The sequence below is a fragment of the Rathayibacter sp. VKM Ac-2927 genome (assembly GCF_022815525.1).
Classification (GTDB): Bacteria; Actinomycetota; Actinomycetes; order Actinomycetales; family Microbacteriaceae; genus Rathayibacter; species Rathayibacter festucae.
Window position 1 is genome coordinate 450,175 of record NZ_JALGRT010000001.1, and the last position, 15,339, is coordinate 465,513.

The window sequence follows — 15,339 nt, forward strand, 5'->3', positions numbered from 1 at the left end:
CGCGCTCAGAGCGTCGAGACGCCCGCCGGTGCGACGGCCGTGACGTAGGTCCAGACCTCGTCGGCGTACTCGGTCCAGGTGCGGTTGACCCGGGCGCGCGCCTCGGCGGTGAGCCGGGCGTGCACCTCGTCGTCGGTCAGCAGCGTCACGAGCGCGTCGCGGATCGAGTGGTCGTCGCGCGGATCGACGAGCAGCGCGCCGCCCTGCTCCGCGATGTCCCTCATGCTGCCGAAGCCCGAGGTGATCACCGGCGTGCCGACCGCGAGCGACTCGGCCACGGGCAGCCCGAAGCCCTCGTTCAGCGAGGGGAAGATCGTGCAGGTCGCGCTGCGGTAGGCACTCCAGAGCAGCTCGTCGGTGATCGCCGAGAAGGAGTCGACGTGACGGCCCTCGTCCTGGAGCGCGTGCATCCGCCCCTGGAACTCCTCGCTGCTCCAGGCGTTGCCGCCGATGAAGGCCAGCGTGAACTCGACGCCGGAGCGCCAGGCCAGCTCGGCCGCGTGCAGCACCGCGAGGTGGTTCTTGCGCGGCTCGTGGCTGCCGATGCAGACCACCAGCGGCTCGTCGCCCACGGCGCCGAGGGTCAGCCGGGTCGCGGCCTCGTCGAAGTCGTCGTCGCCGCCGGCGGAGGCGGGCAACGGGATCGCGTCGATCTCCGGCCCCCTCTCGCCCTCGAGCATGCCGCGCCAGCCGCGGTACTCGGTCTCGGAGGCACGGGAGACCGTGGTCACCCGGTCCATGTGCGAGACGGCGACGAGCGTCCGCGGGAACTGGCCGCTGATCCCGCCGTGCGCGGTCTCCGCGGTCGTCAGCGGCACGCAGTCGTGGCCGATCATCGTCGTCGCGTTGCCGCTGAACTCGGTGAAGGCGGCGAGGCGTCCGCTGCGCTCGTCCTCGATCGCGAGCTCGGGGAGCACGTAGAGCGACTCCCACGGGACGACCACGGGCGCGTGCGCGTCGAGCTTGGCGTCCGGCGCGGAGCCGTAGAGCGCGTTCGTCCGCAGCTCGTTGCCGACCTCGCGGAAGCCCGTCATCGCGTCGTCCCAGACGAGGAGGCCGATGTCGTGCCGGCTGTTCCACTCGACGATCGTGGTGCGGACGACCCGCTGGATCCCGGTCGCGAGGCCCGTGCGCGCGGTGTGGTGCACGTCGACCAGGACGGCGTGCCGGGCGATCACGACGGTGCTCGGCGCGCGGACGGCGTCGAGCACGCGGGAGGCCGGGGTCGGCCGGAGCAGCCCGGTCAGCAGCGCGGCGACGCCGTCGAGACGGGCGCTGCGGCGCGACTCGACGACCTGCTCGCGCACGGGCAGCTCGGCGTTCACCACCGCGAGCATGAGCCAGGTCTGCTCGAAGCTCGGCTCGCCGACCGCGTCGGCGACCTGCTGGACGAGCGCCGGCACCTCGCGCGAGGGCGCGGTGGTGGGCTCGAGGGTCTCGAGCAGCAGCGTCAGGCGCTCGAGGGCGGTGGACTCACGCATCGTTCTCCTCCTGCTCGCTCGAGGCGGAGGGCACGAGGGCCGCCCACAGCTCGGCGGAGTAGTCGTTCCAGGTCCGCTTCGGGCGCGCGTGCGCCTCGGCGGTGAGCTCGGCGACCCGCTCGTCGGAGTCGAGCAGCTCGCGCATCGCGGCGGTGAGCTGGTCGTCGTCGTACGGGTCGACCGTGATGCAGCCGCCGTCGGCCGCGATCTCGGCGAGCGAGCCGCGGTCCGAGGTGATCGCGGGGATGCCGAGCGCGAGCGCCTCGGCGACCGGGAGCCCGTAGCCCTCGTGGGTGGAGGGGAAGACGAAGAAGCGCGCGTTGCGATAGGACGAGAGCAGCACGTCGTCGCCGGCCCCGCGGACGACCTCCACGGTGCGACCGCGGCGCTGGGCCTCGCGGATCCGGACGTCGAAGACCTGCGTGGCCCACGGGTTGCCGCCGCCGATGAAGCGCAGGCGGAACCGCTTGCCCTCGCGCCAGAGCACCTCGGCGGCGAACAGGATCGCGAGGTGGTTCTTCCGCGGCTCGTGGCTGCCGACCGAGAGCACCAGCGGGAGGTCGTCCTCCTCCTCGAGGTGCTCGCCGTCCAGCGGCGGCGCCTCGACCGGGAGGGAGACCGTGGAGAGCTCGGGGCCCTCGAGGCCCTGCGCGGGGAGCGCGGCGTTGAAGCCCGCGAACTCCTGGGTCGCGGCCTCGCTGATGCCGGCCACCCGGCTGGAGTGCTTGACCACGGTGAGGTAGTTGACGAAGCGCAGGCTCTCCTGCGGCGGAACGGTGTCGGCGCTCACGACCGGGATCGCGTCGTAGCCGATCAGGCTCACCGTGTTGCCGGAGAACTCCGCGAGCGCGGCGAGCGGGGCGCAGATCCCGATGACCGGAACCTCGGGCAGGACGAGGGTGGAGCGGAACGGCACGATGAAGTCGACGCGCTCGGGGCGACCCGGATCCCACTCCCGGGTGCTGCTCGTCTCGAAGTCGATGACGCGCTCGAGCTCGCCCTCGCCGAGGCGGCGCAGGGCCATCGAGCCGTGCTCCCAGGCGGTGAGGATCGGGTCGTGGTCGCGGTGCCAGCGCTTCATCGTCTGGCGGACGACGCGCTGGATGCCGGTGGCGTGCGAGTTCCGCGCGCAGAAGTCGACGTCCACGACGACGGCGCCGGTGACGACGGAGAGCGTGGTCGAGAGGTCGTGGTAGCCGGTCGAGGCGCGCGTGCCGGCGACGAGGAAGACCCGCATCGCCTCGTGCGGCTTCGCGAGCTGCAGCGAGCGCTTGAACCAGCTGAAGAGGTGCGGCACCGGGTAGACGCCGAGGAACGCGGTGAGCGACAGCCAGGTCAGGTCGTCGGCGTCGCGCCGCTGGACGGTGCGCGCGATCTCGTCGAGGAACGGGCCGGGACCGCGGAGCGCGAGGTCGGCGGCCTGCTCGGGATCGTCGAGGACGAAGGGGGCGATCTGCTCGAGTCGCTGCACCACGAAGGCGCGGCGGGCGTCACGGCCCGCGAGGTCGACGGCGTTCACCGGCTGCGACCGCCGAAGCGGCGCTGCGCGTAGCGGATCGAGTGCTGCACCGCTCCCGGCAGACCGAGCTGGCCCACCCGGATCTGGAAGGTGCGCGCCGCGCGGAGCGGGCGGGTGACCCGCCACGAGAGCGTGCTCTCGAAGTCGGCGACGTAGTGGGCGCCACCACCGAAGTGCATGTTCGCGGCCCACTCGTCGAGCGGGTCGTTCAGCAGCTCGTCGAGGCGGGCGCGGAGCTCCTCGACCGTCTCCGGCGTCCGCGACTGGGACGTCGGAGCGTCCGGAGTCGTGGCGGTCGGAGCCGCGGTCATCGGAACCGAGGCGTCCGGAGCCGTGGCGTCCGGGCCGTCTCCGGCGGGCGTGAGGGCAGTCGTCTCTTCAGGCACCCCGCCATTGTAGGCGGGCACGTCAGCGGAGCTTGATCGACGCGGTGTCGTTCGCCGCCGCGGCGTCGTCCTCGAACAGCGCCGCCGCCGCCATCTGCGCCTCGCGCTTCTCGACGACGCCGCCGGAGCGGTGGTGGCCGAAGACCCAGAAGCGGTAGAGCACGAACCGGAAGGCGGTCGCGAGCAGGAGGCCGATCACGTTCGCCGAGATGTTGTCGGCGACGAGGTTGTCGAAGCCGAGCACGTAGTGCGAGATGTAGAGCGGCAGCAGGTTCACCAGCATGCCGGCGACCGCGACGACGCTGAACTCGGCGAGCTCGAGCAGGTAGTTGGCGCGGCGGTGCTCGCGGAAGGTCCAGTAGCGGTTGCCGAACCAGGTCACGACCGTCGCTGCGGCCACCGCGACGACCTTCGCACCGATGGGCCCGGAGAGGAGGTGCTCGCCGCCGATCCCGCCGACGCGCAGCAGGTTGAAGACGGTGACGTCGACGACGAGGCCGAGGATCCCGACGACGCCGAACTTCAGCACGTACGAGATCAGGCCGCTGTACAGCGCCTTAGCGAGCGCGACGGGACCCCTCCTGGCCATCGGCTCAGATCCCCGCGGTCTGCGGCGGACGGGTGCGCGAGCCCTCGCGGACGCGGATCTTGAGGAGGATCCAGAGCGCCTCGAAGCCGTCCTTGACGGTGATCTTCTTGCCCTCCTCGCGGGTGCGGGCCTTGTAGCTGATCCCGACCTCGTAGGGGCGGTAGCCGCGGGCGAGCAGCTTCGCGGTGACCTCCGCCTCCATGCCGAAGCCCTTCTCCTTGATCTCCAGCGAGCGGTACAGGCTCAGGGGCATCAGCTTGAAGCAGGTCTCGACGTCGGAGACGTAGGCGTTGAAGAGCACGTTCGTGATCAGGTTCACGCCCTTGTTGCCGATGACGTACCAGTAGGAGAACGAGGTGTGGCTGCCGAAGGTGCGGCTGCCGTAGACCAGCTGCGCCTCGCCGTCGAGGACGGGCTGCAGGAGCGAGGGGATCTCGCTGGGCCGGTACTCCTCGTCGGCGTCGCAGATGATGACGTAGTCGCCGGTCGCCTCCTGCACGGCCCGGCTGATCGCCGCGCCCTTGCCCTGGTTCATCGGCTGGTGGAAGACGCGGATGCGGGGATCGTCGAGCGCGTCGAGGATCTGCTTCGTGCGGTCGCGGCTGCCGTCGTTCACGATGACGAACTCGATCTCGACGCCGTCCTGGAACCGGATCGCGAGGACGCGGTCGACGGCCTTCTGGAGGGTCGCCTGCTCGTTGTAGACGGGCATGAGGATGGAAAGCTTCACGTCGGGATTCTCTCTCGTACGGCGCCGGGCGGGCTGCGGCGCGCGGTGGGGTCAGGGCGCGAGGGGTTCGGGGCGCGAGGGGTTCGTGGCGCGGTGGAGGGCGGGGCGCGGCGGCCTACGGCGCGGTGACGACGGTGGCCCGGAACCAGGCGATGGTCCGCGCCAGTCCGTCCTCGAGCGGGATCGTCGGCTGCCAGCCGAGGATCTCGCGCGCCTTGGTGATGTCGGGCTTCCGGCGCTCCGGGTCGTCGATCGGGCGGGGCTCGTAGTGGATCTCCGAGTCGCTGCCGACGAGCGCGACGATGCGGCGGGCGATCTCGCCCAGCTCCAGCTCGTCGACGCTGCCCAGGTTGATCGGACCCGCGTCCTTCGAGTCGGCCATCCGCAGGATCCCGTCGACGAGGTCGTCGACGAAGAGCAGCGAGCGGGTCTGGGTGCCGTCGCCGTGCATCGGGATCGAGGTGCCGGCCAGCGCCGCCTTCACGAACGCCGGGACGGCGCGGCCGTCGTCGATGTCCATGTTCGGGCCGTAGGTGTTGAAGATGCGCACCACGCCGGTGTCGACGTCGAAGTACCGGCGGTAGGCGAAGGTGATCGCCTCGGCGTAGCGCTTGGCCTCGTCGTAGACGCTGCGGGGCCCGTTCGGGTTGACGTTGCCCCAGTACTCCTCGTGCTGCGGGTGCACGTGCGGGTCGCCGTAGACCTCGGAGGTGGAGGAGACCACGAAGCGGGCACCGTCGCGCTTGGCGACCTCGAGCAGCGCCTCGGTCACCGTCGAGCCGGCGTGCAGCGTCTCGATCGGGTGCGCCAGATATCGCGGCGGCGACGCCGGCGAGGCGAAGTGCAGCACGACGTCGAACGGACCGGGCACCGCGAGCGCGTTCGCCGCGTCGTCCTGGACGAAGCTGAAGCACGGGTGGGCCAGCAGCGGACCGATGTTGCGGGTGGAGCCGGTGATCAGGTCGTCGATCACCACGACCTCGTCCCCCCGGCGGAGGATCTCAGCGGCGAGGTTCGAGCCGAGGAAGCCCGCCCCGCCGGCCAGGAGGAAGCGACGCGATGCGGTCACGGCTGCCTTTCGATGGAGGGGAGGAGGGGTCGCCCGTCGGACGGGCAATCGGAGAGATTAGCACGGGGCCGATCCAGGGCCCGGAGGCGGGCGCCGGTCGACGGTGCCGGTCACCCGCATGCACTAGATTCTCTGCGGCTGCGATCCGTCGGCCCGGGCGCCCAGGGAGCTGACGATGACGACCGAGGACGCGCCGGCTCCCGGTCTCGGCACACGCACGCTGCGCCGGCTCGGCGCCCACTCCGCGGGTCTCGTGTTCTGGATCCTCGCGGCCGTCGGCCTGGCTCTGCGGGTCCTCTTCATCGTCAGTCCCGCGCACACCTTCGACGCCGATCACGCGGTCGTCTACCTGATGGCCAAGCACGTCGCGGACGGCGAGCTCCCCGCCTTCTTCTGGGGCCAGTCCTACGGCGGCACGCTGCTGCAGACCACGGCCGGGCTGGCGATGCTCGTCTTCGGCGCGCACATCGAGGTGCTCGCGATCGTCTCCTCGCTGTGGTTCCTGGGGGCGGCCGTCCTGCTGCGCGTGATCGCTCGGCGCCTCGCCGGTCCGGAGGCGGGCGCCACGGCCGGCCTGCTGTTCTGGTTCCCCGGCGTCGTCCTGCTCCAGGTGTCGACCAGGGACCCGGGCTTCTACGGGCCGAGCATCGTGGTCGCGCTCGGCGTGATCGCGGTCGCCACCGCGTCGCTGCGGCGACCGCTGCTCTCCTGGATCGCCGCGGGCGCGCTCAGCGGTCTCGCGCTCTGGACCTCGCCGATGAGCGTCGCGCTGGCGGCCCCGGCCGTCCTCGCGCTGGTGATCCGCGACATCCGGCGCCCGCTGCACTGGCTGCTGGGCATCGGCACGGCGGTCGTCGCCGGCTCGCCGTGGCTCCTGGAGGCGCTGCGCAGCTCGAGCGCGACCGCGCCGCTCGGCGCCGGCACCAGCGACTGGGAGCCGACGATCGACAGCGTCACCGCGCTCTTCCACGACATGCTCCCCGTCGCGTTCACCGTCGCCCCGGGCGAGCCGGCCGACTCGATCGTCGGCTGGACCGCGGTCGTCCTGCTGGCCGGGCTGGTCCTCGTCGGCGCGGTCCGGCGGCGTCTCGCCCCGGTGCTGGTCGGCACCGGCACGCTGCTGCTCTGCGCCGTGCTGATCCTCGGCGCCGGGCTCGACCTCGACTACGACTCGGTGCGCTACAGCGTCTTCCTGATGCCCGCGTTCGCCCTGGCGGGCGCGTGGCTGCTCGCGCGCTGGCGACCGGTCGCCCTGGTCGCGGTGCTCGTCGCGGCGGCGCTGACCGTCTCGGGAGTGTGGGACCGCTCGGAGGGGTTCCGCAGCGACACCTCGAACCGCTTCGACGGCGGCTACCGCGCGGTGGTCGAGCTGCTCGAGCGCCGCGGCGCCGAGCACGTCTGGGGCGACTACTGGCTCAGCTACGCGATGACCGCGTCCACGAACGAGGAGGTCACGGTCGCCGCCCTCGTCACCCGCCGCTACCCCGGCTACGACGCCCTGGCGCAGGCCGACGGCCCGCCGGTGATCGTCGTCACGACCGGCGACTACAACGACCAGGAGCTGCGGACCTCCACCCTGCTGCCGCCGCACGAGCGGATCGTCCGCGGCGGCTACACCGTCTACTTCTACGACGAGCCGTTCGCCGTCACCTCGCAGCCCTGGGGCCTGTACTGACGCGACCAGTCATGCCGGTCGAGGCTCGCAGGGCCTTCATGCTGGTCGAGTAGCCGCGCAGCGGTGTATCGAGACCCACCCACCGGACGACGGTGGATCTCGATACGCCCGCTCCGCGGGCTACTCGATCAGCATGGAGCGCGCCCGCTCCCCGAAAGCAGCGCAGCCCCGCAGGGCCCCCTTCATGCTGGTCGAGCAGCCGCGCAGCGGCGTATCGAGACCCGCCCCGTCAGCCCTCGACGGGGAAGACCAGCCAGCGTCCGGACGAGGACTGCGCGATCGGGGTGAGCGAGCCGCTCGCCGCGAGCACGTCGCCGTACCAGGCGCCCTCGCGGCCGACGTAGGCCGCCGTGTCGACGTACACGGCGCACGCGCCGCTCGCCTCGACCGCGGCGGCGAAGTCCTCGGGCGTGCTCGCCCCGCCGAAGACGTCGAACCCGGTGGTGCCGCGGACCGCGCCGTAGCTCCACTCCAGGTTCGCGCCCTCCGTGTAGAGGTAGGGCAGCGCCTCGTCGTAGTCGGCCATCCGGCCGACCGACCCGCTGTCGGGGAAGCTCTTGATCGGCAGCTGCACGACGCCGCAGCCGTCCGGCAGCGCCGCATCGGCCTGCGCGACGAAGTCGGTCATCTCGGCGTCCTCGGTCGGCGCGATCGGCACCATCCGGGCGACCCCGGCGAGCTGGTCGAGCACGCCGACGACCACGACGAGCGCGACCACCGCGATCCGGATCCAGCGCCGGCCGATCCGCGCGAGTCCGATCGCCACGACGCCGAGCGCCAGCAGCGCCAGCACGATCGAGAGCCGCGACCAGGCCCGGATGGTCGACCCCGCGATCAGCGCGACCGCCATCCCGAAGCCGGTCACCACGTAGAACAGCAGCGTCCAGAGCGCCGCCACGGCGAGCACCCGCACGTGCTCGTCCGAGACGAAGCGGCCGAAGGCGGTGACCCGGAGCGCTCGCCCGCCGACCAGCCCGAGCAGCGGCAGGCTGACCAGCATCAGGCACAGCCCCGCGATCGCGATCAGCGGCAGCCCGGGCGGCTCGGTGTTGACCGCGACCGCCGTGGTCACCTGGTAGATGTTCGTCAGCGCGCCGATCTTGGGCACCTCGGTGCCCTGCCACGGCAGGAAGAGCGAGAGGATCTTGCCGGCGAAGTCCTCCGACTCCCCCACCCCGCGGCTCTCGAAGTACGGCGCGTAGCGCTCCCCCCAGTCGCCGCCCAGCAGCACCAGCTCGACCGCCACCAGGACGCCGAGCACGCCCAGCGGCAGGACGCGCGCCAGCACCGCGCGCAGCGGCACCCGGGTCGCGAGCCCGGCCAGTGCGCCGAGCAGCCAGACGCCGCCGAGCACCAGCACGCTGAAGACGTAGTAGTAGCCGCCCGTCGTCGCGATGAGCAGCGGCAGCACCACCACCGGGACGGCGCCGCGCAGCAGCCGCGCTCGGCGCGTCGCCCCGCGCAGCCGCCAGGCCCGGAACGGATCGGTGCGCTCCCCCGCCACCACCAGGATCAGGATGCCCAGCAGCGGGATCGCCCAGTAGTTGGCGAGGAAGGCGTGCCCCGCCCCGATCCGCTGGAAGTGGTACGGCGCGAGGCTGAAGACGACGGCGACGAGCGCGCTCGACCAGGCCGGCACGCGGAGGCAGCGGAAGAAGGCGTAGCCGGTCAGCGCGACGAAGGCGAAGGTGAGCAGGTAGAAGACGTTCAGCAGCAGGAAGCCGTCGTGGATCACCAGCGCGAGGGCCGAGGCGGTCAGCGCGGACGCGACGTCGAACTGCGCCGTGTAGAACGAGTTGTAGCCCGAGGGGAAGGCGAGCGCGCCGTTCTCGGCGAACGGGAAGGCCTGGGTGGCGCTGCGGAACAGCAGGTAGTGCAGGATCTGGTCGTCGCCGCCCGCCCGCCAGCGCTCGGCGAGCGAGCCCGGGGTCGCGCCGAGGGCGATCATCGCCGCCAGCACGCTCACCAGCGCGGCGGCGGCGGCCCAGCCGAGGTCGCGCCCGATCCGCCGCAGGCGGGGGCGGGGGGCGGCCCACGTCTCAGAAGCCACGCTCGGCGCTCGCCTTCTCGATGCTGGCGCCGACGATCGCGTTCAGCGCGGTCTCCCCGGGGGTGCCCGCGTAGTCGTAGACGTCGAACGTCGGGCAGGCGGTGATGGCAGCGGGCTCGCCCAGGTGGCCGAGCGCGAGCTCCGCCCAGTCCGGCTCCCGGTCGGCGAGGACGTAGCTGAAGTCCTTGCCGCGGTAGGACGCGGCGTTGTTCATCCAGAGCTGCGCCGTGAAGTCGAAGTTCACCTGCTGCACGTCGACCGACGCGTCCCCGTAGAGCTCCAGCGGACGCGTGCTCCAGAACGAGCCGACGCCCGAGAGCTCGCGGCCGTCGAGCCACTGCTCGAGGCAGGCGCGCTCCGGCGTGCTGCCGGCCTGCTCCGCCGCCGCCCGCACCGCGGGCCCGGCGACGACGCCCGCTGCGACGACCACGGCGGCCGCCGCGGCGGCGAGCGCCGCGCGCACGCCGGTGGAGAAGCTGCGCGGCCGGAGCAGCGGGACGCGCGCGGCGAGACGCCGCGGGATCCAGTCCTGGGAGGCGGGCAGCAGCATCAGCGCGGGGAAGACCGCGAGCGGCAGCAGATAGCGGCTGACCAGGCTGCCGGTGACGATCTGCCCGAGGACGAGGGAGGCGGAGGCGACGAGCACGAAGGTCGCCAGGACCACGCTCGAGTCCGCGACCGCCCACGGCGTCTCGGGCCGCACCTGGGTCGCGACGGCGAGGACCAGGGTGACCAGCGCGGCCAGCAGCAGCACGCCGACGATCAGGATCTCGAGCTTCCCGGTGGGAGCCGACCCCACGTCGCGCAGCTGCAGGAGGAACCCGTCGACCGCGGCACCCGCGCGCTCGAGGTGCACGTAGGTCCCGGCGTCGACGGCGACGAACCGGGCGACCGCGTCCCGGGCCGCGTAGCCGATCCCCGCGCCCGCGACCAGCGCGGCGGAGATCAGCAGCGCGCGCCGCCACGACATCCGCCGGAGCACGAGCACCGCCAGCAGCGAGACGACGGCCGGCGCGGTGAACTGGAGGGCGAAGAGCGGATTGGAGAGCGTCGTCGCCGCGGACACCAGGACCGCCCCGACGAGCGCCCACGCCGTGCGGACCCGCGACGGCGGCCGCGCGGGATCGAAGCCGCCGCTCGCCTCGGCCATCAGGGCGAGGGCGAGCACGGCGGCCAGCGCCACCCCGGAGTAGTAGGTGGTCAGCAGGATCCCGCTCGCGAAGGCGCCCGAGTTGATCAGCCCCCGGCCCTCGGTGGCGGCGAGCACGACGACGGTCCCGGTCGCCAGCGCGGCGGCGCTCACCCGCCACGGCCGGGTGCGCCCGGCCAGCACCCGCGCGGCCAGCCAGCGCACGCAGCCGTAGAGCGCGGCGGCGTTGACGAAGGCGTTCACCACGAGCGCGCCGACGACCGATCCGCCGGCGAGCGCGAGGCTCACCAGGTAGAGCGGGAGCTCCGGGAACAGCAGGAGCTGACTCGTCATCACCCACTGGAACGGCTCGCCCTCGGCGACCGAGCGCACCAGGAGCGGGAGCGCCAGCGAGTCGCCGTCCGACAGCAGGTACTCCCACCACGGAGTCGACGACAGGCGGCCGAGCACGAGCAGCGTCGCCGCGAGGACGAGGAGCAGGCCGGCCGCCTCGAGGACGACGGCCCAGCGACGGGAGGGAGCGGTGGCGACCGCCGTCATCGCGACCCGTCGCGTCCGAGGCGGATGCGCAGGACGAGCAGGAGGCTGCGGAGCAGGGTGTTGCCGGGGATCTTCGAGGTCCCCTCCGTGCGATCGAGGAAGACGATGGGGATCTCGCGCACCCGCCGCGCGGCGGTGAGCGCGCGGTGCTTGAGCGCGATCTGGAAGCCGTAGCCGGTGGCGTCGACGGTCTCGAAGTGGATCCGCTCGAGCAGCTCGCGGCTGAAGAGGTTGAAGCCGCCGGTCCAGTCGGTGAGGCGGGAGCCCAGGATCGCGCGGGCGTAGATGTTGCCGCCGCGGCTGAGGATCTTGCGGTCGAGCGTCCAGTCCGGGGTGCCGCCGCCGGGGATGTAGCGGGACGCGACGACGAGGTCGGCGCCCGCGCGCACCTCACGGAGGAAGTCGGCGAGGTACTTCGGGTCGTGCGAGAGGTCGGCGTCCATCTGCAGGATGCAGTCCGGGGCGTCGTCGGCCTCGAGGATCCGCTCGAACGCCCAGAGGTAGGCCGCGCCGAGCCCCTCCTTGGTCGCGCGCTCGAGCACCTGCACCGAGTACGACGGGGTCTCGAGCTCGGCCGCCAGGGCACGCGCCTTCTCCGCCGTCCCGTCCGGCGAGGAGTCGTCGACGACGACCGAGCGGACGACGACGTCGGTCTCGCGGGCCACAGCGGCGGCGACCCGGCGCAGCAGCTCGGCGATGTTGTCCGCTTCGTTGTACGTGGGGGTGACGATGGTGAGCGAGAGCATCTGGTTCCGATTCGGGCGGGGACGTGGACGGTCCGCCGGGGCGGAGGCGGTGGAACAGTATCAGCGTGCACCATGCCGTCCTGTGTGAGAGGAAGCAGGACGTCGCGTCGCGGTTCTCAGGTTCAGTTCCCCCTACGGAGGGTTCCAGTACAGATCGGCCGCGTACTCTCGCCCTCATCGCTCCCGCCCGGGTCGCGAGGACCCCGAGGAGCACCGTGTCGCGTCAGTCGAGTCCGTCTGCGGGGAGAGCGGCGCGCCTGCTGGAATCGCAGAAGGTGCGATTCCTCGTCGCCGGCTCGCTCAACACCGCCCTCGACTTCCTCATCCTCAACGCGCTCGCGCTGCTGGTCGGCCTGCCGACCCTGGTCGCGAACGTCGCCTCGGTGACCGTCGGCATCTCGATCTCGTACTTCCTCAACCACTTCTTCGTCTTCCGGCACCCCGACCGGCCGACCGTGCGCACCTTCGCCCAGTTCTTCCTGGTCACCGGCTTCAGCTCGCTCGTGCTCCAGTCGCTGATCATCTACGGCTTCGAGGTCTTCTTCGACACCCGGTTCGGCACCTCGCTCCTCTTCCTTCCCAGCGCGGGCGAGAAGGCCTTCCTCGCGATCAACGTCGCGAAGGCCGTCGCCGTGATGGTCGGCCTGGTCTGGAACTTCTGCCTCTACAAGTTCGTCGTGTTCCGCGCGCCGTCCGCGGCCGTCGCCCCCGAGCTGGGCGAGGTCGTCGACGAGGTGGAGTCCGCCGCGCGCTGAGCGCCGGAGGCCCGCTCGGGGCCCGTGCTAGCCTCGTCGAGTTCTTCCGACGGTGCCCCCGCCCGTCGACGCCGCTCCCCCGGAGGCTCTCATCGCCCGCTCGACGTTGCCCATCGCGGTCGTCGTCGTCACCCACTTCTCGGGTGAGGTCCTCCGCGCCTGCCTGGAGTCGATCCCGGAGGCGACCGCACACGACGTGCGCGTCGTCGTCGTCGACAACGCGACCACCGACGACTCCGTCCGCCGCGTCGTCGAGCGCCGCCCCGAGGTGCTCTTCCACGAGACCGGCGAGAACCTCGGCTACGGCAGGGCGATCAACTACGCGGTCGACCGGCTCGGCCCGGAGATCGAGTGGATCCTGGTCACGAACCCGGACACGGTCTTCCTCCCCGGCTCGATCGACGCCCTCTACGCGGCGGCGACCGCCGACCCCGGGATCGGCTCGATCGGCCCGCGCATCCTGGACTCTGACGGCACGATCTACCCCTCGGCCCGCGCACTGCCCTCGCTCGGCACGGGCGTCGGCCATGCGCTGCTCGCGCACGTCTGGCCGGGCAACCCCTGGTCGCGCCGGTACCGCCGCTCGCGCGCGGTCGAGACGATGCAGCACGGCAGCATGACGGCCGGCTGGCTGTCGGGCGCCTGCGTGATGGTGCGGCGCACCGCGTTCGAGCAGATCGGCGGCTTCGACGAGCGCTACTTCATGTACTTCGAGGACGTGCAGCTCGGCGACTCGCTCGGGCAGCGCGGCTGGTCGAACGTCTACCTCGCCGACGCGGTCGTGTCGCATCTGGGCGGGCACTCGACGCGACTGGCCTCGGCGCGGATGCTCGCGGTGCACCACCGCAGCGCCTACCTCTACCTCGCGCAGAAGTACGACGCCTGGTACCAGGCGCCCGTCCGCCTGGCGGTCCGCCTCGGCCTCGGCGTGCGCGTCGCGCTGATGCGCCTGCGGCCCAGCCGCTGACGGCGGGATCTCGATACGCCCGCTCCGCGGGCTACTCGATCAGCAAGAAGCACATGCTGGTCGAGCAGCCGCGCAGCGGCGCATCGAGACCCGCCGCGTCAGCGACCGAGCTCGAGCAGGCGCTGCAGGTACGCGCCGTAGCCGCTCTTCACCAGCGGGGCGGCGAGGTCGGCCAGCGCCGCGTCGTCGATCCAGCCGTGACGCCAGGCGATCTCCTCGATGCAGCCGATCTTGAAGCCCTGGCGCTGCTCGATCACCCGGACGAACTCCGTGGCCTCGATCATCGAGTCGAACGTCCCGGTGTCGAGCCAGGCGGTGCCGCGGTCCAGCACCTGCACGTTCAGGGTGCCGGCCTCGAGGTAGCGCTCGTTGACCGTCGAGATCTCGAGCTCGCCGCGGGCGGAGGGCTCGATCGTCTTGGCGATGCCGACGACGGAGTTGTCGTAGAAGTACAGACCCGGCACGGCGTAGTTGCTCTTGGGCTTCGCCGGCTTTTCCTCGATGGAGAGCGCGTGGAACGCGTCGTCGAACTCGACGACGCCGTAGGCCCGCGGATCCGCCACCTGATAGGCGAAGATCACCGCGCCCTCGATGTCGGTGTTCGCCGCGAGTGCCGTGCCGAGCGCCGTGCCGTGGAAGATGTTGTCGCCGAGCACCAGCGCGACGGAGTCGTCGCCGATGAAGTCCTCGCCGATCAGGAACGCCTGCGCGAGCCCGTCGGGCGACTCCTGCACCGCGTAGGAGAGGGTCATGCCCAGGCTCGAGCCGTCGCCGAGCAGCGCGCGGAACTGGTCGTTGTACTCCGGGGTGGTGATGATCAGGACCTCGTCGATCCCGGCCATCATCAGCGTCGACAGCGGGTAGTAGACCATCGGCTTGTCGTAGATCGGCATCAGCTGCTTCGAGATGCCCTTGGTGATCGGCCAGAGCCGCGAGCCGGAGCCGCCGGCGAGGATGATGCCCTTCACGACTGCGCTCCGTCCAGCTGGGCGTAGAGCGCCTTCGCCTCGGCCCAGGTCGGCAGGATGCCCTGCGCCTCCGCCTCGGCCAGAGTCGGCGCGTCGGTGTCCTTCGGCGAGAGCAGCGGCTCGCCCGCCTCCTCGGGGAAGCGCAGGGCGATCCGCTCGTCGAGCGGGTCGATGCCCTTCTCGCGGACCGGGTCGTAGGTCGAGGAGACGAGGTAGGAGACGACCGCACCCTCCGTCAGCGCGACGAACGCGTGGGCGAGGCCCTCGCCGAGATAGACCGAGCGGCGGTCGACGTCGTCGAGCAGGACCGAGTCCCACTGCCCGAAGGTCGGCGAGCCGACGCGCACGTCGATGATGTAGTCGAGCACCGCCCCGGAGAAGCAGGAGACGTACTTGGCCTGCGACGGCGGGATCTGCGCGAAGTGGATGCCGCGGACGGTGCCGCGCTTGGAGACCGAGGTGTTGCCCTGCTGCAGCGACAGCGGGTGCCCGACCTTCTCCGCGAGGCGGTCGAAGCGGTAGAACTCGTAGAACACCCCCCGGTCGTCGGGGAACTGCCGCGGTGTGACCTCGTAGGCGTCGGGGATCTCGAGCTCTCTGATCTGCACGGTCACGAGTGTACTGAGCGCTCGGCGGCCCGCCGACGCCCCGGTCGGCCGTCGTCGCCGGTGCGCCGGGGGTCCGCACGTCGGAGGCCTCCGGCATGATGAGCGG

Annotated in this window: 14 protein-coding genes; 3 read left to right on the forward strand and 11 right to left on the reverse strand. The window is 71.9% G+C overall.

Going from position 1 to position 15,339, the window contains the following annotated elements; translation table 11 throughout:
* Positions 1–5 precede the first annotated feature (5 nt).
* The 6 genes from MT353_RS02075 to MT353_RS02100 all read right to left on the reverse strand — a co-directional run bounded on the left by MT353_RS02075 (position 6) and on the right by MT353_RS02100 (position 5,774).
* A complete protein-coding gene (locus MT353_RS02075; protein WP_243623500.1) occupies positions 6–1,481 on the reverse strand; it encodes a glycosyltransferase family 1 protein in 1,476 nt (491 codons plus the stop codon).
* Positions 1,474–3,000, reverse strand: coding sequence for a glycosyltransferase family 1 protein (locus MT353_RS02080; RefSeq protein ID WP_243623501.1), 1,527 nt, complete (start codon positions 2,998–3,000; stop codon positions 1,474–1,476). The genes MT353_RS02075 and MT353_RS02080 overlap by 8 nt, the downstream gene beginning before the upstream one ends.
* On the reverse strand, positions 2,997–3,386 hold the full coding sequence (locus MT353_RS02085; protein WP_243623502.1) for a hypothetical protein: 390 nt from the start codon (positions 3,384–3,386) through the stop codon (positions 2,997–2,999). Before MT353_RS02085 ends, MT353_RS02080 begins: the two co-directional genes overlap by 4 nt.
* A 22-nt stretch (positions 3,387–3,408) precedes the next feature.
* Positions 3,409–3,975 carry a GtrA family protein gene (locus tag MT353_RS02090; protein ID WP_123735229.1) on the reverse strand — a complete coding sequence of 189 codons (567 nt, stop codon included), beginning with the start codon at positions 3,973–3,975 and terminating at the stop codon, positions 3,409–3,411.
* 4 nt (positions 3,976–3,979) lie between these two features.
* The gene (locus MT353_RS02095) at positions 3,980–4,705 is read right to left on the reverse strand and encodes a glycosyltransferase family 2 protein (protein ID WP_243615397.1); all 726 of its coding nucleotides are present in this window, start codon (positions 4,703–4,705) and stop codon (positions 3,980–3,982) included.
* A gap of 115 nt (positions 4,706–4,820) precedes the next feature.
* On the reverse strand, positions 4,821–5,774 hold the full coding sequence (locus tag MT353_RS02100) for an NAD-dependent epimerase/dehydratase family protein (RefSeq protein WP_243623503.1): 954 nt from the start codon (positions 5,772–5,774) through the stop codon (positions 4,821–4,823).
* Between the two features lie 175 nt (positions 5,775–5,949).
* Here MT353_RS02100 and MT353_RS02105 point away from each other — a divergent pair, with 175 nt between their 5' ends.
* Positions 5,950–7,449, forward strand: a complete 1,500-nt coding sequence (locus MT353_RS02105; RefSeq protein WP_243623504.1) for a glycosyltransferase family 39 protein — start codon at positions 5,950–5,952, stop codon at positions 7,447–7,449.
* Positions 7,450–7,678: 229 nt separating this feature from the next.
* On the opposite strand, the gene MT353_RS02110 is transcribed toward MT353_RS02105, so the two are convergent.
* The 3 genes from MT353_RS02110 to MT353_RS02120 are packed head-to-tail and all read right to left on the reverse strand — an operon-like array spanning position 7,679 to position 11,935.
* Complete coding sequence (locus MT353_RS02110) at positions 7,679–9,499, reverse strand: hypothetical protein (RefSeq protein WP_243623505.1); 1,821 nt, start codon at positions 9,497–9,499, stop codon at positions 7,679–7,681.
* Positions 9,489–11,189 carry a hypothetical protein gene (locus MT353_RS02115; RefSeq protein WP_243623506.1) on the reverse strand — a complete coding sequence of 567 codons (1,701 nt, stop codon included), beginning with the start codon at positions 11,187–11,189 and terminating at the stop codon, positions 9,489–9,491. The genes MT353_RS02110 and MT353_RS02115 overlap by 11 nt, the downstream gene beginning before the upstream one ends.
* A complete protein-coding gene (locus MT353_RS02120) occupies positions 11,186–11,935 on the reverse strand; it encodes a polyprenol monophosphomannose synthase (protein ID WP_123735223.1) in 750 nt (249 codons plus the stop codon). The genes MT353_RS02115 and MT353_RS02120 overlap by 4 nt, the downstream gene beginning before the upstream one ends.
* 275 nt (positions 11,936–12,210) lie before the next feature.
* Between MT353_RS02120 and MT353_RS02125 the strand changes: the two genes are divergently transcribed.
* Both MT353_RS02125 and MT353_RS02130 read left to right on the forward strand, forming a co-directional pair.
* Complete coding sequence (locus MT353_RS02125; protein WP_243582402.1) at positions 12,211–12,690, forward strand: GtrA family protein; 480 nt, start codon at positions 12,211–12,213, stop codon at positions 12,688–12,690.
* 52 nt (positions 12,691–12,742) lie between these two features.
* On the forward strand, positions 12,743–13,657 hold the full coding sequence (locus MT353_RS02130) for a glycosyltransferase family 2 protein (protein ID WP_243615392.1): 915 nt from the start codon (positions 12,743–12,745) through the stop codon (positions 13,655–13,657).
* A gap of 98 nt (positions 13,658–13,755) precedes the next feature.
* On the opposite strand, the gene rfbA is transcribed toward MT353_RS02130, so the two are convergent.
* The gene (gene rfbA / locus MT353_RS02135) at positions 13,756–14,625 is read right to left on the reverse strand and encodes a glucose-1-phosphate thymidylyltransferase RfbA (protein ID WP_132435862.1); all 870 of its coding nucleotides are present in this window, start codon (positions 14,623–14,625) and stop codon (positions 13,756–13,758) included.
* Positions 14,622–15,233, reverse strand: a complete 612-nt coding sequence (locus tag MT353_RS02140) for a dTDP-4-dehydrorhamnose 3,5-epimerase family protein (RefSeq protein ID WP_243598841.1) — start codon at positions 15,231–15,233, stop codon at positions 14,622–14,624. The genes rfbA and MT353_RS02140 overlap by 4 nt, the downstream gene beginning before the upstream one ends.
* Positions 15,234–15,339: the final 106 nt, after the last annotated feature.

What these genes read in the sequence shown, in the direction of transcription:
- MT353_RS02075 (WP_243623500.1), bottom strand. Translation starts at nt 1,481, where the DNA reads ATGCGTGAGTCCACCGCCCTCGAGCGCCTGACGCTGCTGCTCGAGACC.
- MT353_RS02090 (WP_123735229.1), bottom strand. Translation starts at nt 3,975, where the DNA reads ATGGCCAGGAGGGGTCCCGTCGCGCTCGCTAAGGCGCTGTACAGCGGC.
- MT353_RS02105 (WP_243623504.1), top strand. Translation starts at nt 5,950, where the DNA reads ATGACGACCGAGGACGCGCCGGCTCCCGGTCTCGGCACACGCACGCTG.
- MT353_RS02115 (WP_243623506.1), bottom strand. Translation starts at nt 11,189, where the DNA reads ATGACGGCGGTCGCCACCGCTCCCTCCCGTCGCTGGGCCGTCGTCCTC.
- MT353_RS02120 (WP_123735223.1), bottom strand. Translation starts at nt 11,935, where the DNA reads ATGCTCTCGCTCACCATCGTCACCCCCACGTACAACGAAGCGGACAAC.